The sequence below is a fragment of the Streptococcus rubneri genome (assembly GCF_004785935.1).
In the GTDB taxonomy this organism is placed as follows: Bacteria; Bacillota; Bacilli; order Lactobacillales; family Streptococcaceae; genus Streptococcus; species Streptococcus rubneri.
Genome location: NZ_SRRP01000001.1, coordinates 704,265 through 728,424, shown reverse-complemented (window position 1 = coordinate 728,424; position 24,160 = coordinate 704,265). Strand labels below are relative to the sequence as shown.

Here is a 24,160-nt window from a genome sequence, read left to right as displayed (position 1 = left end):
ACTAAAGTCGAACTACAAACATTAATTTAAGATGAAGTAAACTGTAACCTTCGGAAATGTCTCTTACTCGATTTCAGAATGAATCACTGACATAGGATTGAAAGAACTAAGTATTTCTTTTTGTTTTGAATGAGATACGTGAGTATAGATTTGTGTGATTGATATAGAACTGTGTCCAAGAATTTGTTGAATATATCGAATATCTACATCATTATCTAGAAGCATTGTTGCAAAGCTATGTCTAAACATATGTGGTGTAATAGTTTTAGATAAGCTATTTTGTTCAACGATTCTCTTTAAAATTAAACGTACACTTTGCTCTGACAATGGTTTAGGCGAATGTTTTCCTGGGAATAGGAAATCATTAGATTCCTTTCCGTTTTTATTTATATATGTTTCTAATAAATTGAAGGTTGTTTGATCTCCTAAAAATAGGATACGCTCTTTCTTACCTTTTCCTATAATATGGAGTGTCTTATTGGAAAGATTAATATCTTTGAGATGAATGTGACAAAGTTCAGAAATTCTGATACCTGTTGAAAGTAATAGGGAAATAATTAGTAGATTTCTTTCAGCTTTTTGTTTTTGATAGTCAGTTTTAGATATAACTACTCTCTGCTCTAAATATGAAAAAATATTTTTCAGAATATCATACGGAATCGTTTTAGGCAATATTTTTTCAGTTCTAAATTGAAAGCGTAATTGATTGAAGGGATTCTCTTCAATTATGTGCTGGTATTTTAGATAGTTATAAAACACCTTTATACAAGCAATTTTTCTTCTTAATGTATTCGTTTTTATGTTAGATTGTGTCAACTCTTCGATATAGGATTCGACATTATCATAGTTTGAATTATAAAATTGCATAAGATCATTCTTATAAGCTCGAATCGTGTGTGAACTCAAACGCTTATGAGTTTTGCAATAATCTAAGTAAGTAGAAATAAGCTTATAATCCATAAAAATCTCCTTTATCAATAATCATGCTATTATAAACCTATTTGAGTGCTTTGTATAGTGATAATAAATTGTTATCGGTAGGAGATGTTTTATGTATTACGGTCGCGATACTGAAATAGAAGAATTAAAACAGCATTTTAAATTTTCTAGTAATGATAAAAATAGTTTATATATTATTAATGGTTTAAGTGGTAGTGGTAAAACCGAGCTAATCAAAGAGGTTTGTCAACAAGTTTACAGCCATGATAAAGAAGCCTTTATTCTCTACATTGATGTTATAAATGATGGGTTTGAAAGTAATAAATTTTTTGAAAATCTACTAAAAGGAGCGTATGTCCCAACACAATTCAGAAGAAATCTATGCTTATCAATACCTCAAAAATATTCGTTTTCAAATTATTTAAGAAAACAAAAACTAACAAATCTAACTCTGAAACATAGTTTTAGGTTAATCAGATCGTTTATTGCATTCGATACAACTTACAAAAAAGTAATTGATTATCCTTGGGAAGAAGTTATTACTGAAATAAAGGAGGGAATATTTGAAAATGATTTATATTTAAGATATTTCAGTCATGTTTCAAAAAAAATCCGTCTTAATATTATTATTGATAATTATCAATTTTTATCTGAAGATATAAAAATAAAATTTGAAGATGACTTTAATACACTTCAAAGCGGAATCTCTTTAACAATTATAAACCGAACAAATGATAAGATAAAATCGATTGATAAACTAGATACATTGGACAATTATACTCCTACTGTATTAAATTTATCGTATCTTACTGAGGATGAGTGTAAATTACTAATAAGAAATAAAATTGCTTTACTTGATAATGTCAAATTGAATCAAATATGGCAGATAACACAAGGTAATTATAAAGATATTGAATTAATTATTAACAGACTTATTGATAATCCAAATTCAGAATTATTTAATATTTCTGATATATATGACAAACTTCCAGATATTCAAAAAAATATACTTATCATATCATCGATTTTTCCTGCTGGTATGAGAAAAGATATAGTTTTTAACTACATTAAATCTATATTAGACGAAAATACTGAAGTAGTTGATTCTCTAAAATCCCTTATTGATGCAGGTTTTGTCTATATTAATGGAGATACAAATGATAAAATCAAAATTTCACACGAATCAATTGTAAATGGTATTTTAAATCACACAAATGCTTCTGATCTTCAATTAGTAACCAACAATCTAAAAATATATTTAGAGCAAACTATCCTATCTATAGGAGTTGGTGGCGAGTTAGCTTATTTAATTCACTGCTTAATAAATATATGTAATATTGAAGAGTTGCGGCAAAATGTAGAATATATCAAACAGTTACTTGAAATCGAATACAGGAAAAATTCATATTTTTACATTGTATCTTTGAGTAAGAAGATACTTCATTTAATAGAATTATTACCCGAAAAATACTTACATTATATATTGAACTCGTACCAGTGGATTTCTGATTTTAATGGAGGTTTAGCTATTTTAAACAGTCTTCAAAAAGATAATTATTCAAAAGATTTACAGCTATACTATCCTAGATTTCAAATTCAAAAATATGAATTTGAGGAGGCGCTAAAATCACTGGAAAAGTTAGAAAATTGCTCTGGAACATTACTCTACAAGCTAAATGCTTATGGTCATTTAGGTAAAGATCGAGAGGCAATTAAACTCCTTAATGAAAGCATGAATTCTGTAGAAAAAGACGACTTCTATTATATTATTTTACGAAATTCTGCTCATTATTTCCCAACTAAAGAAGCTACCGAAAATCTCAAACTAGCATTGGACTATTTTCAACGTAATGAATATCAAATACCTGTTGCAACAGTATATAATAATTTAGGTGTTGTTAATATCTGGGACGGAGAATATGATATAGCTTTAGAGAATCTAAATAAGGCCACAAAAATACTAAAAAAATATGATTCAAATGAAATTTTTGAACCATATTGTAATAAATCAATTATTTTTTTGATGAATAAAAATTATCAACAATCTCTGAAGTATATAAATAAATCACTTCAAGAATGTCCTAAAGCTTTGACCTTAGATATTAGGATGCTCAAGTTAAACAAATTAATTATTGAATTGATTTCTGAAAGAATCTCTTTTACAGAATTTCAAAATTCACTAAGAAATTTTGAGGAAGAAATTCCACTCATAGACGATCCTTGGTATAAATTTCAAATAGTATACAATTTACAACAATTTGATGATATTCCTTTTGTTTGTGAAAAAACTTATATTGATGATTATCAAGACGGACTCACTAAATACTATCTGTTGATTCCTTACAAAAAATATAATTTCTGTATAGGTCTTTCTCCTAATTGGAGATATTAATTTGTTCATGGTACTTGCGAATGAGATCTAAATATATGGAATAATCATATTGTTTATATTTTAATAAATTAGCTACTAGTTTAGCTAATTTTTTAATATCATCATCAGTATAGGATAAATTTGTAATTCCGATTGTTCCTAATCTTATTCCTGAAGTCGTCATTGGTCCGTGTGTATCATTTGGAATTTGATTTCGGTTAACTAATATTTTATGTTGAAAAAGTAGATTCTCTGCATCCTTACCACTCAAGTTTAGATTCAGTAGATTAACTAAAATTATATGAGTCTTTGAGTTTTTATAAACAACATCAACCCCTTCTTTACTTAATTGTTTTATAAACAATAAAGTATTTTTTATAACCTGTTGTGCATAATCTTGAATATCTATTGATAATAATTTGATTAAACAGATACATTTCGCAAATAATGCATTTTGTGTAGGACCTCCCTGTGTTCTTGGAAAAATTGAATTAGTTATTTTTTCTTCAAATATAGAACGATACATTAGTACTCCTCCTTGAGGCCCACGTAAGCATTTATCCATTGTAAAAGTAACGAAATCCACATATGGAAAAATCGACTTATGTAGCTTTGCCATAATATATAAAACACTATGGCAAATATCCGCTAAAATAAGGGTATTGGGGCTAACCTCTTTTATAATTTCATAAATTTGTTGATAATTAAATTCATTTCCATACGATGAAGCACCAATAATAATCAATTTAGGTTTATATTTATCTAATAATTCCTTTAATTCGATATAATCAATATTTAAATCATGATCTAAGTGATAATATTTTACAGTACCTTTGCCTGTATAAGTGTGTGAAATATGTCCTCCGTCTTTTGGAGATAACGATAAAATATAATCGTCACTTTCTAAAACACAATTATAGACTATTTGGTTAGCCTGAGTTCCTGAATGTGGTTGCACATTAACTCTATAATCACCAGGATTTAAATCAAAAAGTTGAAGACACAATTCTTCTGAATATATTTCAATATTATCCAATGAAGTACAATGAGGAAAAAAGCGTTTTTCAACAGCTCCCTCTGTTGGCAGAGTAGCGAGAGGGAAACTTTGAATCTCTAATACTTCGGTGAATGGATAGCTAATACATGCAGCAAGATTTACTACGCTATTCTGTTCTTGGTTATATGAATCAAGAATTTTATTTAACTTCTGATAGATTTCACCTTCAAATTTATTAATTTTATACACTGACTTCTCCTACCGATAACAATTTATTATCAGTAGTATATCATAAATTCATCTTTAGTAGCTTGATTTGTATAATGATTTTTTTAGTTAAAATTAAATGATATTGGCCAACTATAAAGTAAAACACTGTTTTGTAATTATATCGAATACCTTTGAGTCAATTAAAAACTTACAACAACTAGAGAGTTGTGTAATTTGAAGGAAATAAGTACAAGTTTATTAGAAAAGTAACATTTTATAGAATTATCACGAAAAATTCTAATTTTAGTATTATACTTTCTATTAATTTAGAACCTATTTTTTAATTTTTAAATGTTATAATAGCGTTATCAAGTAAAAGGGGCATACTATAATTGGTAACAATATAAAATTCTACGAAAGACACATGACCTGACAAAAACAGATTTGCTCGAATTGTATAAATTTTACGCAATAGCCCTTAGCTGTTATAAAAACGGAACAAGTACCATTTCAACAGAATTTATAGACACTATTTGCCAGGAATTCATAGAATATGTGTCTATGCTTTAAAAATAGATCAAGGTTAAGTATCTGTCACTCTTCAATGATGCCTTTTTGGGAAATATAGTAAGGTTGAGGAAGATATGTTGAAGGTGGAAAATAGCACTTAAAATTAAAACAATTGAATTTAGGAAACGAGGACAAGTAATGAAGTTAACAAAAATGGTTATTAATAATTTTAGATCTTTTGGGGAGTGTCAAGCAATTAACTTTAATAATCAAACTGTACTGATAGGGAATAATAGTTCAGGAAAGACAAGTGTATTACAGGCATTGAGTAAATTATTTTCAGATAAACAAAGTGATAGAATCATTCGAAAAAGTGATTTTCATTTACCAAAAGGGTTAAGACCTGGTGAAAACACAAGAAATCTTTTTATAGAAACTATTTTTGAGTTTGATGAACTTGATGGAACGGTCTATGGACCAGCCATTCCAACATTTTTCGAGCACTTTTCAGTTTCTCAAGATGGTGCAAAACCTTTTTTACGAATCAGATTAGAATCCTCCTGGGAAGATGATGGAACAGTTGAAGGAAGTATTGATACTCAAATTTATTATATTTCATCTGATGAAGATACTATTAGAGATGAAGACAAACATCGTGCTCCTAGAAAGGATTTGGATAAAATTAGGGTACTTTATGTACCTGCTTCAAGAACGCCTGAGAAGGAGTTGGGAAATGCTTCAGGTAGTATGTTAAGTAGGTTGGTAAATAGTATAAATTGGACCGAAGATGAGATAAATGAAATTACAGATAAAATTGATGAGTTGAATAACACCTTTTTATCTGAAAATGGAGCATTGACTCAGATCAACAATGAGATTCAGAAATCATGGGAATTATATCATGAAGATAACCGTTTTTCTCAAGCAGAGTTGATTATTAATTCTTCTGAGATGGGGGCAGCACTTAGACAGATTGCCTTAAAATTTTCACCAACAACCACTGAAGAAGCATTTACAGTTTCAGATCTAGGAGATGGACTGAGATCTATTTTTTATTTTTCACTTGTTGATTCGATACTTGATATTGAGTTAGAAATTAACAAAGACCGTGAAGAAAATCCTGATAATCCAAGATTTAAGTTGATTCCACCAGTACTAACTATCCTAGCAATAGAAGAACCAGAAAATCATATTGCTCCACATCACATTGGAAAACTGATAAAAAGGTTTAAGCAATTAGGCAATAATGACAACTCTCAAGTAATTTTAACGTCACATTCTCCAGCTATTGTAAAAAGAATTGACCCAGAAGATTTGAAGTATTTAAGAATAGAAAATAATGACAGAGTTCTTCAAACCATTGTTTCTGATATACAGCTACCTCCAGCTATAGATGAATCTTATAAATATATTAAAGGAGCAATTCAAGCTTATCCTGAACTATATTTTGCGAAGTTAATAGTTCTAGGTGAAGGCGACAGTGAGGAACTGCTATTACCAAAGTTTTTTGATTTACTTGGGAAAGAGGTAGATAGTTCTCAGATTTCAATTGTCCCTTTAGGGGGCAGACATGTCAACTATTTTTGGAAATTATTGAATGCTCTCAGAATTCCTCATATTACCTTGTTGGATTTTGATAATGAGAGATACGGTGGCGGTTGGGGAAGAATAAAATATATTTCTGAATATTTGTATGAGTTGAACACAGAGTTCCGAGAATGGTTCCGCACTCAGGGACTTGATTTCAGTGAGATTGGAGAACGAGAGTTTGAATCAATAGATGCACCACGCCTGAATAATTGGTTTAATAAACTCGAAGAATTTAATGTCTACTTTTCATCTCCTTTAGATATTGATTTCTTGATGCTACAACATTATAAAGACAATTATCTGAATACTTTATCCTCAATAGAAGGACCAGTTGTTTCATATAATGATTCGGATGGAAGTAGTAAAAAAGTGAAATTGAGTGATTTAGACTGTCTTGATAGATTGCAGTTAGAAGGTTTCAACAAACGTAAAGAGGAAGCAATAAGAGCTACTTTAAAAGATAAGAGTGGGTCAGGTGATAGTTTTACTGAAGAGGAAAAGAAACTCATGATTTGGTATCAATATTTCTTTTTAGGTAGAGGAAAACCAACAACTCACATGCAATTTTTATCATCTATTAGTGATAATGAATTAAAAAGATTTCTACCTCCTGTGTTTGAAAAAATGGTTAAACGAGCTGAAGAATTACTTGGAGTTATTGAACATGATGAAGAATGAAGAGTGGCATCCTAAAGTAGATATTAATATAGAGAAGGCTGCTTTAGGAGCTGCCAAGGATGTGACCAACTGTCTAGTCATTGCTGGACCAGGTGCTGGAAAAACTGAATTATTAGCTCAAAAGTTAGACTATCTTTTCTCTACAAATAAATGTATTTCTCCGAAAAAAATTTTAGCATTAAGTTTTAAGACAGATGCTGCATCAAATTTGAAAGAAAGAGTGAAAAAACGTTATGGGGCTGAATATGCTTCTCGATTTACCTCTCTAACTTATTCAGCATTTGAAAAGAGGATTTTAGACCAATTTAGAAATGTTCTTCCTGGAGAGATAAGACCGTCGAAAGATTATTTGATTGAAGAAATGGAAGTCATAAAAGAGGTTCTTTATAGAAATGGATTAAATACTACTGGAATGAGGATGAATAGCATTAAGGAAATTGCAGAAAGTATTGCCTTGAGTGATAATGATTCAATTATAAAAAATGATCTGTTAAAAGGTACTCAGAGTAATAAGCCAGTCCTTTTTTACAGACAAATAACAAAGTTGGCTACTCAAATAATAGCTAATAACGAATACGTCTGTAAAGCACTTCGAATGACATATGAATTTGTATTTTTAGATGAATTTCAGGATACTACGTATGACCAGTATAATTTATTAAAAATATGTTTTTTAGATTCGACTTGTAAATTGACTGCAGTAGGTGATAATAATCAAGCCATTATGAGATGGGCAGGTGCAAAGCCTGATATTTTTCCAGACTATATTCGAGACTTTAATTCAAATAAATATCAATTATTGATGAATCACCGCTCTGTACCTAAACTTGTAGAATTTCAAAAAGAGGTTCATCAGATATTAAATAGTAATCATAGATCTATTCAGACAAATAATTATCCAGAATTTCAAGAGGGTGAAATAACATTATTTGAATTTGAAAATGAAAGTTTAGAAGCTGAGTTAATTGCAAATGATATAGAATCAAAAATTCAAGGAGGTATACGACCATCAGAAATTTGTATCCTAGCAAAACAGAAGGTTGATGATTATAGTTCAAAATTGATAACTACATTAAACAGTAAAGGGATTAAAGCAAGAATTGAAAATGAATATCAAGAACTTTTAAAAGACCCTACTTGTAACCTATTATTAGATTTAATATCATGTAGTCAAGGAAAACGAGATCCTTTAATTTGGGAAAATATTAGTAATTTTTATGGAAATATCAATGGAATAGATGAATTTACTGATGATTTAATTTTAGCAAAATCTTATAAGGAGATTGACAATATAGTTAGTGATATTACTTACCTAATTTCAAATTTTATTCCCAATGAAGAAAGTATGATAAAATTAATTGATTGTATTATTGAAAAAATAGATGAAAAAAGAATTATTTCCAATTTTTCAACATACAATGGAAAAAGTGACCTAGATATCATTGTCAAGAACTTTTCAAAGTTATTATACATAGAATATTCTCAAACACAAGGTGAATGGCTAGATACAGTCTCTAGTTTCAAGGGTGAAAACTCAATTCCAATTATGACTATCCATAAGAGTAAAGGATTAGAATATGAGGTAGTCTATTTTCTAGGCTTGGAGGATTCTGCATTCTGGAGTTTTAATGATCAACCGGAAGAAGATAAAAGTGCGTTCTTTGTCGCACTTTCAAGAGCAAAAAGTCACTTAATATTCACATACTGTAAATTGAGAAATAATAGTCCGCAAAATAATAGAAATATTAATGAGATATATTCATTGTTGACTCAATCCAATTTAGTTGATGTTATTAATTAATAATGATTAAGGCATAGAAATTAGTTTTTTAGATAAACTAATTTCTATGCCTGTTTTATCTTTTTTACTAGTTAAAAAGATTGATTATAGTGGGTTATCAAGATATGTTTTTTGAAAACTATTCAATAATCTAACTAAGTTTAATTCAGTTAGATTTACTTGATTTTCTTGTATGCTATAATCAGGATTTTTATGTCTAGCTTTTTTATAGTAAAAATCGAAATCTTTTTCTGTAACTTCAAGTTGATTCACTATGTCTTTTGATGAGAATTTACTATTTATCAAGTTGTGAGTCTTTTTCAATTCTAATTTTGTGTCATAAATTACTATACTATTTTTAAATCTAGTTAAAGGATATTTTTCGAGACCAGGTATTGAAGAAAATACTTTCAGCAATTGGTACTTTAAAGTATTTTTGTATAAACAGTGATAATAAATAGTCTCCTGATAATCTATTTTAAAACTTTCTACTTCAGGGGAAGGGACTAGACAATTACCTTGATCTAAATACATAGCCATACATTCGTCAATTGTAAGATGACGATATCGAAGTTGTACTAATTGCCAATCAATATTAGTCTGGTATTGATTTAAACTATAAGGCATAGTTTTGAAACGATTTGCATCATCGTCGGCAAGTTTAATATAAAAATCGGGATTAGGATTATAAATAAAAAATCTTCCGTCTTCATTTTCAATGAAGAACCAATTTTTATAGTCTTTTAAAACATGAAAATACTGCTCTTTGATATTTAAGTCGGTATGATTAAACTTTTGAAACAACTTATTTATTAACTCAAAAGGAGCAGAGGAGTCTTTAGGAGTATTTATAGAGCCATTTCTAGCATATATTAATCCTTTTGGTAATGCAGTATCTTTCTTAGGCTTATAATCTTTTGTTAAAAATACAGGAACTTTATCTGTATCATGAATAATTAAGATGTCAATTTCTTTGTTGTCTATAGTTTCAGTTTGTATGCTAATTTTAATTTGATTATTTGTTGATATAAAGAGTTTATGTAGTAAATCTGTTAGATCTTCTTCATTTCTTCTATTATCATCATTGTTTACACCAATTATATCTAAAGTGATATTATCAATTCCAAAGATGATATAACAATCTTCGTGATGTGATGTATTGACAAAATTTAAGATATCACGCACCAATTCAGTTTTTGAATGATGCCATTTTTGTTTAAAATCATGAAACACATCTTCGGGAGTATTCAATAGTAAATGTATTTGATCAAGACTCAGCATTTTTATTTCTCCAAAAATTAGTTTACAGAAATTTTATCATAGAATCAGAGAAAGTCAATCACAACTATATTAGCTGTGATACCTTTTTCAAATCTTCCCTGTTATCCTAATATCATTCCTAAGAAAATCAAGTCTTGATTTTTGACTGGGGGTTTGGGGGCATAGCCACCATAGTTTCTTATCGTTGGCTGACAGAACTTAGAAGGTTTTGATCGGCTGGCGATATGATTTTTGGGATATTGTGGACACAATATCTGAGCTCGCAAAAGCCGAAAAAGAAACTTTTGAGGCTTTTAGGAAGTGTACTGACAGTGTGAGGCTGCCTTACATTGTCAGGCAAGTAATTTTTTGAAAGGATAAAACCATGAGACAAGATATTAAGTTAATCAGAAAACAATTCAGGATAACAAGACAGGAGGATAATAAGATAAAAGAAATGATGAGAGAACAGCAATTGGAGAGTTTCTCCGAATTCCTTCGCCAAAATTTATTGAAAAAAGAGTCTCACGAAGACGTTTTGATTCGCTGGTTTACTCTCTGGCAATCTCAAAAGATTGAACAAATCAGCCGAGATATTTTACAGGTGACTACCTTGGCTGAACAAAGCAACCAAGTCACAGCAGAGCACCTACGGATTATCTTGACCTGCGTACAGGAGCTAATAGCAGAGGTTAACCAGGCTATCCCACTTAGTCAAGACTTTCGGGACAAGTACATGGGAGGTTAGGGATGGAAAATCGTTACCGAACTAATCTTAAAAAAGTTTTTCTGACAGACCAAGAACTTGCGACCTTGTACGACCGTATCGGACAGAGTTGCTGTAAAAATTTCTCTGCTTATGCCAGAAAAGTTTTGCTTAACCCTAACATGACCTTCCTAACCATTGATACCAGCAACTATGAAGATCTGGTCTTTGAACTGAAGCGTATCGGAAACAACCTTAATCAAATTGCACGGACGGTCAATCAGACTCACATCTTAAAACCATGTGACCGTGAGTTGTTGGTACAGGGCATTGGTCAATTGATTAAAGAAGTTGAAAGTGACTTTAATATTAAATGCCAGCAACTGAAGGAGTTTTATGGTAGTCACTAAGCACTTTGCGGTTCACAGCACCAAGTACCGCAAGAGCCTCATCAAGTATATTCTCAATCCTGAAAAGACGGAGCAGTTGAAGTTGGTTTCTGATTTTGGCATGAGGAACTATTTGGTTTTTCCTAGTTATGAGGAGATGGTGGATATGTATGAGGCCAACTTAATTAACAATGACAGGCTCTACGATTCCAGAAACGACCGCCAACAGATCAAACAAACTAAAATCCATGCCCATCACTTGATTCAGTCTTTCTCGCCTGATGATAAGCTGACACCAGAGGAAATCAACCGCATTGGCTACGAGACCATTAAGGAACTGACAGGTGGAAACTTTCGTTTTATCGTGACAACCCACACAGATAGAAACCATGTGCATAATCATATCCTGATAAACTCTGTCGACCTCAATTCTGACAAGAAGCTCAAATGGGATTACGCTCAAGAGAGAAACCTTCGCATGATTTCTGACCGCTTGGCCAAGGAAGCAGGAGCAACGATTATCCAGCCTAACCGTTATTCGCACGAGAAGTTTGAGGCTTACCGCAAGACCAATCATAAGTTTGAACTCAAGCAACGGCTTTATTTTCTCATGAAACACAGCAAAAACTTTGAGGACTTTTTGGCCAAGGCTTCTGCTCTAAATGTGGAGATGGATTTTTCCCACAAGCACGCCAGATTCCTTATGACTGACCGAGAGATGAAACAGGTCATTCGCGGTAAGCAGCTGGATAAGAGACAGCTCTACACCGAGGACTATTTCCGAGAGCAGTTTGCGACACGAGCCATTGAGCAGCGATTGGATTTTCTTTTGCCTAGAGCCCGTGACCTCTCTCATCTTTTGGAAATGGCAGAGCAGTTAAACCTGACAATCTCCTTGAAGAAAAAGCATGTGACCTTTACCTTGACTGAGAACGGTCGAACCATTTCTATAGAGAATAAAAAGGTCAGTACGAAGAATTTGTACGATGTCCAGTTCTTTGAGGATTATTTTGACCAAAGAGAAAGCATAACAGAGTCTGACTTGACTAACTTTGTCTATGATTTGAAGACCTATCAAGAAGATCAGGACAAGGATAAACTCTCAAGTGAGGAACTCCTAACAGCCTATAAGGAGTTCAAAGAGAAACATGACCAGATTCAGGAGTTTGAAGTTGTTCTAGCCGAGTATCAGATTGATAAGGTGGTCAAGGAAGGTCTTTTCATCAAGATGAATTACGGCGTCAAAAAAGACGGCTTGGTCTTTATCCCAAACCGAAACTTGGATATTCATGAGAACGAACAAGACAAGTCCTACCATGTCTTTATACGAGAGACCGCCCAGTTTTTCATCTATAACAAAGAAAGTTCAGACCTCAATCGTTACATGAGAGGGCGTGAACTAATCCGTCAACTTACTCACGGCAGCACGCATATCCCTAAACGTAGGCGGTCAACCATTGCCAACCTCAAAGAGAAAATCGCAGAGGTGAATCTTCTTATCGAATTAGACCTTAACAATCAGTCTTACCAGGAAATCAAAGATGAGTTAATCAAGGAAATCGCCCAGCTGGATTTGACCATTACAGATTTGCAGGATAAGGTTGCTCATCTAAACAAGGTAGCAGAGGTCTTAATCAATCTCAACAACTCAGACCCAGAAAATAGAAGACTGGCAAAATATGACTATGCCAAGATGAACCTGACTTCAGCTATCAAACTGGAGCAGGTGGAGAAAGAAATCGAAGAAAATCAAAGATTTATGACTAAATGGATAGATGATTATGAATATAAGGTTAGGAGATTAGAGAATTTTATCAATATATTTGATAACACAAGAAATCAAAATGTTACTAAATTAGAACGGGAAACAAAATCAGTATAGTTATTTGAGATACCATGGAAAAATTATAAGGCTGATAGTATTAATTTCACTATCAGCCTTACAGGTTATTTAACGTTTCAGAAAAACTATAATGTCAAGATTAACTAAACAGTATCTAATTCTTTCAAATAATTTTCTATCTTCATCAACATTAAAGGATTGTTATAAATCTTGCATAGCTCTCTTGCTTCTATATAATAATTTTTGACTTGTTCTTTGTCTAGAAATTTGGCTCCAGCATTTCCTACAAGAATAAGTAGAGGAGCCAGTTGGTAGCTTGTCTGTCTTTGTTTACAGAGTTCAATCGTCTCAAGAGCTTCTTGGATGGCTTCGTTATATTTTTCCTTTGACACTAGGTAGTGAGCGTAGTTGTAACGAACTCTGATGTAGCCAAATAAAAACTCTTGATGCTCAAAATTTTTTGTCTGATATAACTCCATTAAATGAGAGTAGTTTGCCTCATATTCTTGTTCACGACCCACTAAGGAATAGAAATTAGATAGAGTATTTAATACCTTTAAATAAATCAGAGTATTTGAGGAGACTTTTAATAATATATTTTCCAATGAAGAAATAGCCTCACACTTACTGTCATATTGATAGAAGTCAATAATAGCTTTAATCCATTCAAGGTAAGTTCGATCTTCTAGTGTTAGAAAGCTACCTCTCTCTATCTCTATTTTATAAAGATATTCTAAATCGTTATAATTTCTATCATCCAATAGGCGAGCAGATAATTGCTTGAAATTAGAGAGGTTAGATTTAATTTCAATTTGTTCATTAAAAAAATAATCTAATGGTACTTCAAGTCGTTGTGAGAGTTTGAACAAAAGGTCTGCGGAGGGAATGAAATGCCCTCTCTCAATTTTACTAATCTGACTTTGTTCACAAATTCCTTCTGCAAGAGTTTGTTGGGAGAGTCTCAACTCTTTTCTTTTCAATCTGAATTTCTCTGCGAGTGTATTCATTAAAGATAATAAACCTTCCTATTTGCTTAATTTCATTATAAAATTTTTAGTTCAAAATAGCAAGTTAAAGGAATAAATAATTCTCTATGGTAATAAAAAAAAAAAAAAGTTCAAAATGTAATAAAAACAATTGACTAAGTAATATATATATGTTAGAATAAAAACAAGGAAACAGAAAGGGGTTTCATTGCATGAGAAAAAAACGTGGAAATAAAAAAATTAGTTACATTTGTATTACTAGGTGTTTTTATGTTTAGTAATACAATTCCTTACCAACAGTTTATTCAGAAAGATAGGCAATATGACATTCGAGTGAAGTCACAAAAGAAGTCTAATGGACTTGATGTAGGTAAGGCGGATTAAAACCCGATATTTTGCACGAGAATGAGAGAATTATAATTTATCTGAAAAAACGAAAAATATAGAGCAACTTATTTAACTTTTTATAAGGAGGAGTTATTAGTTATGACCAACTTTAATTCAAACGAAAAATTTTGTGGAAAAAGTTTAAAATCATTGTCTGCTGATGAAATGAGTTTAATTTATGGTGCATCTGATGGTGCAGAGCCACTTTGGACGCCTACTCCTACTATTTTGAAATCAGCTGCACGTAGCTCGAAAGTATGCATTAGTGCAATTATTTCTGGTATTGGGGGGATATTTAGCTACAATAATGATTGTTTGGGGTAAATTAAAATGAAAAATGATTTTGTAATCGGAAAGAGTTTGAAAGAATTATCCCTTGAAGAAATGCAATTGGTTTATGGTGGCACAGATGGTGCTGACCCTAGATCATCAATTATATGTTCTGCTACATTAAGTTTTATTGCATCATATTTGGGTTCAGCTCAGACTCGTTGTGGCAAAGACAACAAGAAAAAATAAAATATTCAATTTTAAAAATAAAAGTTGCTCTTTATTTTCCTCTCTCGTAACTAATAATTTTGAGAGAGGTTTTTTTTTAAAAACAATAGTAAGTCGTATAGGTTGGAGGTAAGTAAATGAAATATAAATTTAAAAATGTGCATAAAACATTGTTTATTAAGGAAAGATATCAAATATTATCTGAACGAAATGATAATTCCTTAAATAACTTTTCATTAAATAATTGGCGTTCTACAATGTCAATTATTTCTGAAAATACTTTTGAAGAAATGTTGAAATTAAATAATTACAATAAAAAAATATTTTCTAACACTGTGAACTATGATTATACCGAGGAACAGATAAGACTATATTCAGAATATGCCGAAAATTCGGAATGGTATAAATTTGCGGAGGGTTCATTTGAAATATTTAGAAAACATCCCCAAAGAATTAATTTTAAGAAAGATTTTTCTAGAATTTTGGAACCCTTTATTATTAATTTGCTTAAATTAATCAATAATTATCTAGAGAATAAAGAATACGAGTGGGTTGACAAGAATGGAAATATTTTTTCCTCTCTAGTATTTTATTTAGAAGATTTAATCTATCCTTGGATTGTTAAACCTTTGGTTTTAGAGATAAATTCATTGCGTGAAAAAGGTTTACTTGAAGGGGAATCGGAGCAGCAACGGTACAAATATTTTATAACATTGTTTGACAAGGAAGAGAATATATTAAATTTTTATAACAAATATCCCGTTTTACTGAGGCAAATATCGGAGTCTTGTCTTCGGTTCTATACTTATTTTATAGAAATTTTATCAAATTTAGAAAATGATTTTAGTGTGCTAGAAGAAGAATTAGGGCTAAGGGGGAAATTAAATGATATAAAATTTGGAAAGGGTGATACACACAGCCAAGGAAAAACTGTTTTGATACTCTTCTTTGATGACGCGAAAATTGTTTACAAGCCTAAAAATTTAATAATCAATAACTCACTAAATACTATTGCTGAGTATATCCGAAAGGTTGATGAAAAAATTAGGATAAGAATACCTCGAACTATTGCTTATTCGGATCACAGCTATGAAGAATTTATTGATTATCTACCTCTAGAGCAAAAGAAAAAATTACCTGAATATTATTATAATTTTGGTGTGCTTTTAGCATTTATATATTTATTTAATGGGTGTGATATACATTTTGAAAATTTGATTTCCTATGGAGATATGCCTGTAATAATAGACTTTGAAACAATGTTACAGCAACCTCTATTTGATGATAAAACTGGTCAGAGTTTGCTGGATACCCTGTTTCACAGGGTGACTCGAACTTTGCTTCTTCCAACAGAGGGAGTAAAAAGGGAGGATGGTCTTGATGTTGAGATTAGTGCTCTTACAGGAAGTTTTAAGAAGGATGCTTTTAATGGTCAAGTTTTAATTAATTTAAATACTGATAAGGTAAAGTTTGATATTGGGAAAATTGATTTTGAAGGTGGGAAAAACCTCCCTATTCGGGATGGTGATATAGAATTTGATAAGTATATAAAAGATTTCAAAAAAGGTTTTAGGGATTTTTATTTGATATTTGAAGAGTTAAATAAAACAGAAGAATTTAAAATGCTATTAAAAGCAAACTTGTATGGTTTAAAGACAAGGGTACTTTTTAGAGACACAAATAGCTATGCTTCAGTACTATCTTTTTTATATCATCCTGATTTTTATGAAGAAATGTTAGATAGAGAAAAAGCATTGGAAAATCTCTGGAGCAATAAGTTTTCTAATCAAGGTATTGTAGCAAGTGAATGTGAACAAATGAGGTTATTAGATATTCCGATTTTTTATACAGATACAAATATCAATGAAATCTACGATGATTTTGGAAATCATTTTATTTCCCTACATCAATTTTCTGGATATGACTATTTTATGAAATATTTACCTAATAATAATTTGGAAAATTTAGAAAAGCAACTTGATATCATTGAAATTTATTTTCCAAGCTTTGATCAGCGAAAAAAAGGATATAAATTAAACTTATCTAATAGAAAAAAACTCCCAAATGAAAGTTTAGTTACTATTCTGCATAATGAAGTAGAAAATATTGCAGACTCTTTGGTTATTAATAATATTTATGACGAATATCCAATTTGGAGTATACCTGTTAATTTTAAAGATTCTAAATGGTGTCTTGAACAAACGGGTAATGATATGTATAGGGGTAGAGCTGGAATACTACTGTTTATGTACTATGTAAAAGTATTGAAAGATAAATCATCATATACTCAACTGTACAATAAAATGTTATCTGCAATTCCGCAATCTGTTTCTTTATCTAAGACCACATTTGGTTTAACTGGGGATATAGGATATTTCATTGTTCTATCCATTATAGAGGATTACGATACAAATACTCTCCCATGCTTAAATTATATAAAGAGTGTTTTAACTGAGCTTGAAAAGACTGATTTTGCAAGTGTTTCAAACAAGTCTGACTATATTAATGGTCTTCTACCTTTAATTAATACACTGGTAAGATATTATAGGAGAGGAATAGAGAGGGAACGTGTTCTAAGGCTAGTATTAAGTTTAGGTGATACGCTATATAATGATGTAAGCGAGAGAGATAATAGTAATTTTGGATATAGTTTTGGCCATGGACTATCAGGTGTAATTTTTACATTAAAAAATATTTATAAAGTGACAAGACTTAAAAAATATAAAGAATTAATTTTACAACTAGTTCCTAGGGAGAAAATCAAAATTCATTCTTTGAAGTGGTGTAGTGGAGAATTTGGGACATTAGTTAATTATCCCCAAAGTGTTCCAGAGGGAATTGTAGCTAGTTTAGATAATGATACATTTTGCCATGGAAGTATGGCCATAATAAATTTTTACATCGACTACATGAAAGAAATGGATACTAGTATGGAATTGGAGTCTTTATTGTGCAGTGTTGTAATGAATAAATCAAAAGAAGGAGAGTATCGTATCGTCCAAACAAGCAATTTCCCAAATTTTTCTTTGTATACAGGTGTGACTGGTATTGCTTATACTTTTTTAAGGTATATCGCACTGAATCAGAATGACAAAAAGATAGTTATCCCCTCATTACTTGAGATCTAGCTTAATTTATAGTTTTGTTTCTAAAATAGAGGTGTCCACTCATTAAGCAATATAAAAATACCAAGATTGACTAGTTTAATATGTAATTCTATAAAATATTTTTAATAGTGTAGCTTTTCATTAGAATAATAATATAATAAAGAAAGGTTCTATTCTAATTGCTAAACGGCTTGAGGTATATGCTACTGTTATAGAAATGATTTTAAACTAAAATCAAAACTACTCCAAAAATAGTATTGATTTTGGTTTAATACAAAACATATGTAATAATGTGAGCCAACAAAAGTCTGTTTTTGTACCATACTATCTTGAAAAATCTACTAAATTCAAATTGAGAGGATGAATTAAAATGAATAAAATATTTATATATGCAGGAGTGCGAAATCATAACTCTAAGACTTTAGAGTATACTAAGAGACTTTCAAGTATCATTTCTAGTAGAAATAATGTTGATATATCTTTCAGGACACCTTTCAATTCAGAGCTAAAAATATCTAATTCTGATTCAGAAGAGTTGTTTAAGAAAGGAATTGATAGGCAAAGTAATGCTGATGATGGAGGTATTATAAAAAAAGAGTTATTAGAGTCTGATATTATAATTATCTCTTCTCCTGTATATTTACAAAACGTATCTGTGGACACAAAAAACTTTATTGAAAGGATTGGGGGGTGGAGCCATCTTTTTCGATTAGCTGGAAAGTTTGTTGTAACATTAGATGTTGCTGAGAGTAACGGCTCTGATAATGTGTCAGAATATCTTAAAGATATATTTTCATATATGGGAGGACAGATATTACACCAAGTTTCAATTACCAATTCACTCAAAGATATTGCAGAGGCTCAGTTGATGGAGGCAACTTATAAAATTGAAGATGTACTTGAAGGGAAAATTAAGTACAAAACAACGGATTATCAAGAAAGAGCTTACCAGACATTAAAATTAATTTTAGAAAATTATGATTCCGAACATTTTGAGAAGATGTATTGGGAGAAAAAACGCCTTTTTGAAGCTAATAGTTTAGAGGAATGGTATTATGTTGAAAATATTAAATAACTCTGTCATATATTTATGTTTGGCTCCGTTATTGTTCCTATTATTGATAATTTTTCCAAATGATTCATTAATCTATTTTTTTCGATTGATTTTAATTTCGTTAATATCAGTTATATTACATGAACTAGGTCATTTTTTAGTGGGAAGATGTTTATCTTATAAACTAGAGATGCTTGCTACTCCCTTTTTCTTCTATTTTAGAAAAAAAATATATTTCAAATTTCCAGTGTTATTAGCATTCGGTTATTGTCAAATGAGTAATAGAAACATTACTAATGAAAAAAATAGTGATAGGAATTTGGTGTTCTACTTCTTTGGGGGAGGTGGAGCTAACCTAATTGTCGCAATATTAGCACTTTTGGGATTTGTGCCGTACGCATCAGAATTTTTTATTTTGAATATAATTCTTTTTCTAGTTACGGTATGTTTACCAATTGATGGAACAGATGGCAATGCTATTAGAGAGATAGTTTTGTATTCAAAAGATTCAAAAACATATCAAAGATTCTTTGCGAATAGTTTCTATAATAATCCTCATATAACAATCGACGATTTTGCAAAATTAACCTCTAAAGAAAAATCTTTTTTTTCAAAATTTGAAAAATGTTTGATAAACCTTTACTTTGAAGTAAAAGGTGAAGGATCAGCATTTACAATTGCTAATAATGAAGTTTTTGATTCAAATATTCAGGAAAATATTATCCGTGAGTACTATAAATTACTACATAAATCTTCTGATTGGTTTATTCCACAGAACTTATCTTCAGAAGAAGTTGTTTTTACCTTGTCAAACTATATTTACTCGAAAAATAATAAATATTTAAAAAAGATTAAGTATCTAAAGAAATTAGTAGATTTTAGACAAGAAGAAATTATCGACTTTATTTTGAACAAGGAGGGAGTATTGTGAAAGTTCCAATGATATATCAAATGGAAAATTCAGAATGTGGATTAGCATGCTGTGCCATGATATTGAACTATTTTAAATATGAAATTTCTTTAAATGAACTACGTGAAATCTACCCATCATCCAGATCTGGATACTCTCTCCTATCTATAAGTAAAGTTTTAGGAGATTTTAATATAAGTTCCAATGCTTTTAAAGCTTCGGCAGGAGATTTAAAATCTCTCAGTTTCCCACTCATTTGCTTCTGGGAGAGTTCTCATTTTATTATTCTTGAAAAAATTAGTAAAAACAAATTTTATATTTTAGATCCTGCAAAAGGCAGGCAGAGAATGTCAATAAGTGAATTTGAAAGACATTATTCAAATATCATTTTAACATTTAAAAAGTTAGATAGCTTTATGCCTCATAAAGATAATAAAAAGTCGCCTGTTTTAAAATATTTTTTTAAGTATAGGAATAAGCTAGGGATTTTATTTTTTGTAACAGCATTATTGTATGTAATACAATCATTAGTACCTATAGCTAATAGACACATAATTGACATGAATTTCAAGGACGATTCGTATTCGTCTAGAATGTTATTTACTATATTATTTATATTTACTATTTCATTCTCACTAATGTATTTATTAAGACAGATATATGTTGCGTCTTTGAAATATATAATGGATAAAGAGATTAGCTATGACTTTATGAAACATTTGATATATTTACCTTACAGTTTTTATGAAAAACGTACTTTAGGGGATATACTTTTTAGAGCTAATTCTATTGTTTATATAAGAGAAATACTATCGAATAATTTTATAGCAGCTATACTTGATTTGTTAATGATTGTGGTTTATGCTGTGGTTTTATTTAGCTATTCTAAGTACATGGTGGTCTTTTTAATATCACTAAGTCTAGCTCTATCTATTGTAATGTATCCAATCATAAAAATCTCAAAAAATTTAATTGATAAAAATATAAAAGAAAAGGTTAATGTTCAAAATATTACTTCTGAAGTAATTTCTAAAAATAGTGATATTAAGCTAACTGGAGAAGAGGAATTTTGGATTAATAAATGGGATAATTTTAATACAAAACAGCTCATCATAGGTCGAAAACTTGATATACATTTATCAATTGTTAGTAGTATAACGAATGTTTTACAAATTATTCTCCCTGTTTTGACCCTTATTGTAGGTGTAAATATAAAAACATTCGAACAATTGACGTTAGGACAAATTGTAGCAATAAGTACAGTCTCACCATACTTTATTTCTCCTATAATTTCTTTAAGTGACAACTATATACAATTAATGTTATTAAAGGGATATTTTTTAAGAATAGAGGATGTGTTTAATACTAAATCCGAATTAATTCCAGAAAGAGTCAGTCAAGAAATAAAATTTGATAAAAAAATAGAATTAAAAGATATTTGGTATAAATATGGATTATTTGATGATTATGTTTTGAAAGGAATAAATGTTACTATTAAAAAAGGAGAAACTGTTGCTATTGTTGGAGAATCAGGTTCAGGTAAGAGTACATTAGCTAAAATTTTATTAGGTTTATTAGAACCTAATATTGGTTCAATAGAAGTTGATGGAGTAGAAAAAGAAGAAATTGGTCAAACATTGTATAGAAAGATTTTTGGAGCAGTGTTACAAAATTCAACCCTGAGTTATGGTACCTTAAGAGAGAATTTGACATTTGGACACTTTGTTTCAGATGAAGAATTAATGACAAATCTAAATTCAATTGGTCTTAGCAATGTAGTTAAATCTTTACCTCTTGGATTAGAGACAATCATCGCTGAAGAAGGTAATAACTTTTCTGGAGGACAGCAGCAAATGATACTTTTAGCTCGTTGTCTTTTGTCGAAACCTTCGGTAGTTGTTTTGGACGAAGCAACAAGTAGTTTAGATAATTTATCTCAACAAATTACAACTTCTTACTTAAGTGAAATCGGTACCACTAAGATTTTAATTGCACATCGACTAGATACTATCAAATCTGCAGATAAGATCTTAGTAATGGATAATGGTGAAATTGTAGAGATTGGGACCCATAGAGAACTTCTTGAATTAGGAGGCATTTATAAGCAATTGTATTCAAATAATTAGTTTTGGATTAAAAGGGTAAATTTATGAAGATTATGAAAAAAAAATATTGGACTTTAGCGATATTATTCTTTTGTTTGTTCAATAATTCTGTTACTGCTCAAGAAATACCTAAAAATCTTGATGGCAATATAACTCACACTCAGACTAGCGAAAGTTTTTCTGAATCTGATGAAAAACAGGTTGACTATTCTAATAAAGATCAAGAAGAAGTAGACCAAAATAAATTTTATATTCAAATCGATGAGGCAGAATTATTTGTAACAACAGATGAACATTTAGAAAAAAACTGTTGTAAATTGGAACTTGAATCACAATTAAATAACGATATCGTTAACTCTGAAAGTAATAATTTACTAGGCGAAGATAATTTAGATAATAAAATTAAGGAAAATGTTTCTCATCTAGATAATAGAGGAGGAAATTTAGAGCATGACGAAGATAACTTAGAATCGTCGATTGTAAGAGAATATAAATGGGATATAGATAAAGTTACTGGTGGAGGCGAAAGTTATGAATTATATCCCAAAAGTAATTCTGAAGTTGCAATTGCTATTTTAGATTCAGGAGTCGATTTACAAAATACTGGATTACTGAAAAATCTTTCAAATCACTCAAAAAACTATGTCCCCAATAAAGGATATTTAGGAAAAGAGGAGGGAGAGGAAGGAATAATATCAGATATTCAAGATAGATTAGGTCATGGTACGGCTGTTGTAGCTCAAATTGTAGGGGATGACAATATTAATGGAGTAAATCCTCACGTTAATGTTAACGTCTATAGAATATTTGGTACGTCGTCGGCTAGTCCAGATTGGATTGTAAAAGCAATTTTTGATGCTGTAGATGATGGCAATGATATTATCAATCTTAGTACTGGACAATATTTAATGATTGATGGAGAATATGAGGACGGAACAAATGATTTTGAAACATTTTTGAAGTATAAAAAGGCTATTGATTACGCGAATCAAAAAGGAGTAATTATAGTAGCTGCATTAGGGAATGACTCCCTAAATGTATCAAATCAGTCAGATTTATTGAAACTTATTAGTTCACGCAAAAAAGTAAGAAAACCAGGATTAGTAGTTGATGTTCCAAGTTATTTCTCATCTACAATTTCGGTCGGAGGCATAGATCGCTTAGGTAATTTATCAGATTTTAGCAATAAAGGGGATTCTGATGCAATATATGCGCCTGCAGGCTCAACATTGTCTCTTTCAGAATTAGGACTTAATAACTTTATTAATGCAGAAAAATATAAAGAAGATTGGATTTTTTCGGCAACACTAGGAGGATATACGTATCTTTATGGAAACTCATTTGCTGCTCCTAAAGTTTCTGGTACGATTGCAATGATTATTGATAAATACAAATTAAAAGATCAGCCCTATAATTATATGTTTGTAAAAAAAATTCTGGAAGAAACATTACCAGTAAAAAATGGTATAAAAGTGTTAAATATACCAAACGTATTGAGATATGATTTGAATATGTTACAATCAGAATATAAAAATGAACAAAGTTGGGATAGTTTCATAGATAATGTTAATTTAATTGAGTTGGAAGAGAGAATTCAAACTACTATTGAAATTAAACAAATAAACACACACAATATTATTACTATTGACCGAGAAGGGTACTCTCAAAATTATTTACCTAACACTTCAGAAAATACATATAATTCATTACAAGTCAGTTTAGTTGGAGTATTACTACTTTTTATAAGTATGGTAAATATTTTATGGGCTCAAAAAAGTAAATGAAAATAAAATTTGGAGCCCTCTGAAAAAGTAAGTCCTACAGTTCAACTAAAATGAGT

18 protein-coding genes are annotated in these 24,160 nt (G+C 30.5%); 14 read left to right on the top strand and 4 right to left on the bottom strand.

Annotated features, from left to right (window positions below):
- Window positions 1-63: 63 nt before the first annotated feature.
- A complete protein-coding gene (locus tag E5S68_RS03760; protein WP_135782405.1) occupies window positions 64-960 on the bottom strand; it encodes a tyrosine-type recombinase/integrase in 897 nt (298 codons plus the stop codon).
- Between the two features lie 91 nt (window positions 961-1,051).
- Between E5S68_RS03760 and E5S68_RS03755 the strand changes: the two genes are divergently transcribed.
- A complete protein-coding gene (locus tag E5S68_RS03755) occupies window positions 1,052-3,331 on the top strand; it encodes a tetratricopeptide repeat protein (RefSeq protein ID WP_135782404.1) in 2,280 nt (759 codons plus the stop codon).
- Here the strand turns inward: E5S68_RS03755 and E5S68_RS03750 are convergent.
- Window positions 3,315-4,556, bottom strand: coding sequence for an aminotransferase class I/II-fold pyridoxal phosphate-dependent enzyme (locus E5S68_RS03750; protein WP_135782403.1), 1,242 nt, complete (start codon window positions 4,554-4,556; stop codon window positions 3,315-3,317). The two genes, E5S68_RS03755 and E5S68_RS03750, sit on opposite strands and share 17 nt — an antisense overlap.
- A gap of 669 nt (window positions 4,557-5,225) precedes the next feature.
- On the opposite strand from E5S68_RS03750, the gene E5S68_RS03745 reads away from it, so the two are divergent.
- Window positions 5,226-7,295, top strand: a complete 2,070-nt coding sequence (locus tag E5S68_RS03745; protein WP_135782402.1) for an ATP-dependent nuclease — start codon at window positions 5,226-5,228, stop codon at window positions 7,293-7,295.
- Window positions 7,282-9,096: a UvrD-helicase domain-containing protein gene (locus E5S68_RS03740; RefSeq protein WP_135782401.1), complete on the top strand. Its 1,815-nt coding sequence runs from the start codon at window positions 7,282-7,284 to the stop codon at window positions 9,094-9,096. Before E5S68_RS03745 ends, E5S68_RS03740 begins: the two co-directional genes overlap by 14 nt.
- 84 nt (window positions 9,097-9,180) lie before the next feature.
- On the opposite strand, the gene E5S68_RS03735 is transcribed toward E5S68_RS03740, so the two are convergent.
- Window positions 9,181-10,356, bottom strand: a complete 1,176-nt coding sequence (locus E5S68_RS03735) for an ATP-binding protein (protein ID WP_023026930.1) — start codon at window positions 10,354-10,356, stop codon at window positions 9,181-9,183.
- 364 nt (window positions 10,357-10,720) lie between these two features.
- On the opposite strand from E5S68_RS03735, the gene E5S68_RS03730 reads away from it, so the two are divergent.
- The 3 genes from E5S68_RS03730 to E5S68_RS03720 are packed head-to-tail and all read left to right on the top strand — an operon-like array spanning window position 10,721 to window position 13,312.
- The gene (locus tag E5S68_RS03730) at window positions 10,721-11,083 is read left to right on the top strand and encodes an SAG1252 family conjugative relaxosome accessory protein (protein ID WP_042361122.1); all 363 of its coding nucleotides are present in this window, start codon (window positions 10,721-10,723) and stop codon (window positions 11,081-11,083) included.
- 2 nt (window positions 11,084-11,085) lie between these two features.
- The gene (mobC, locus tag E5S68_RS03725) at window positions 11,086-11,451 is read left to right on the top strand and encodes a plasmid mobilization relaxosome protein MobC (RefSeq protein ID WP_135782400.1); all 366 of its coding nucleotides are present in this window, start codon (window positions 11,086-11,088) and stop codon (window positions 11,449-11,451) included.
- Window positions 11,438-13,312: an SAG1250 family conjugative relaxase gene (locus E5S68_RS03720; RefSeq protein ID WP_135782399.1), complete on the top strand. Its 1,875-nt coding sequence runs from the start codon at window positions 11,438-11,440 to the stop codon at window positions 13,310-13,312. The genes mobC and E5S68_RS03720 overlap by 14 nt, the downstream gene beginning before the upstream one ends.
- A 104-nt stretch (window positions 13,313-13,416) precedes the next feature.
- Here E5S68_RS03720 and E5S68_RS03715 read toward each other — a convergent pair whose 3' ends face one another.
- Window positions 13,417-14,280, bottom strand: coding sequence for a helix-turn-helix domain-containing protein (locus E5S68_RS03715; protein WP_135782398.1), 864 nt, complete (start codon window positions 14,278-14,280; stop codon window positions 13,417-13,419).
- 204 nt (window positions 14,281-14,484) lie between these two features.
- On the opposite strand from E5S68_RS03715, the gene E5S68_RS10785 reads away from it, so the two are divergent.
- The 8 genes from E5S68_RS10785 to E5S68_RS03680 all read left to right on the top strand — a co-directional run bounded on the left by E5S68_RS10785 (window position 14,485) and on the right by E5S68_RS03680 (window position 24,104).
- Window positions 14,485-14,643 carry a PhrA family quorum-sensing system peptide gene (locus E5S68_RS10785; RefSeq protein WP_338104514.1) on the top strand — a complete coding sequence of 53 codons (159 nt, stop codon included), beginning with the start codon at window positions 14,485-14,487 and terminating at the stop codon, window positions 14,641-14,643.
- 102 nt (window positions 14,644-14,745) lie between these two features.
- Window positions 14,746-14,970, top strand: a complete 225-nt coding sequence (locus E5S68_RS03710) for a lichenicidin A2 family type 2 lantibiotic (protein ID WP_135782397.1) — start codon at window positions 14,746-14,748, stop codon at window positions 14,968-14,970.
- A gap of 6 nt (window positions 14,971-14,976) precedes the next feature.
- Complete coding sequence (pneA2, locus tag E5S68_RS03705; protein WP_135782396.1) at window positions 14,977-15,165, top strand: two-peptide bacteriocin subunit PneA2; 189 nt, start codon at window positions 14,977-14,979, stop codon at window positions 15,163-15,165.
- Window positions 15,166-15,281: 116 nt separating this feature from the next.
- Window positions 15,282-18,272, top strand: a complete 2,991-nt coding sequence (locus E5S68_RS03700) for a type 2 lanthipeptide synthetase LanM family protein (protein ID WP_135782395.1) — start codon at window positions 15,282-15,284, stop codon at window positions 18,270-18,272.
- A gap of 349 nt (window positions 18,273-18,621) precedes the next feature.
- On the top strand, window positions 18,622-19,326 hold the full coding sequence (locus E5S68_RS03695; RefSeq protein WP_135782394.1) for a flavodoxin family protein: 705 nt from the start codon (window positions 18,622-18,624) through the stop codon (window positions 19,324-19,326).
- Window positions 19,307-20,236: a M50 family metallopeptidase gene (locus E5S68_RS03690; protein WP_135782393.1), complete on the top strand. Its 930-nt coding sequence runs from the start codon at window positions 19,307-19,309 to the stop codon at window positions 20,234-20,236. Before E5S68_RS03695 ends, E5S68_RS03690 begins: the two co-directional genes overlap by 20 nt.
- Window positions 20,233-22,341: a peptidase domain-containing ABC transporter gene (locus E5S68_RS03685; RefSeq protein ID WP_135782392.1), complete on the top strand. Its 2,109-nt coding sequence runs from the start codon at window positions 20,233-20,235 to the stop codon at window positions 22,339-22,341. The genes E5S68_RS03690 and E5S68_RS03685 overlap by 4 nt, the downstream gene beginning before the upstream one ends.
- 23 nt (window positions 22,342-22,364) lie before the next feature.
- On the top strand, window positions 22,365-24,104 hold the full coding sequence (locus tag E5S68_RS03680; RefSeq protein ID WP_135782391.1) for a S8 family peptidase: 1,740 nt from the start codon (window positions 22,365-22,367) through the stop codon (window positions 24,102-24,104).
- The last annotated feature ends 56 nt before the right edge of the window (window positions 24,105-24,160 follow it).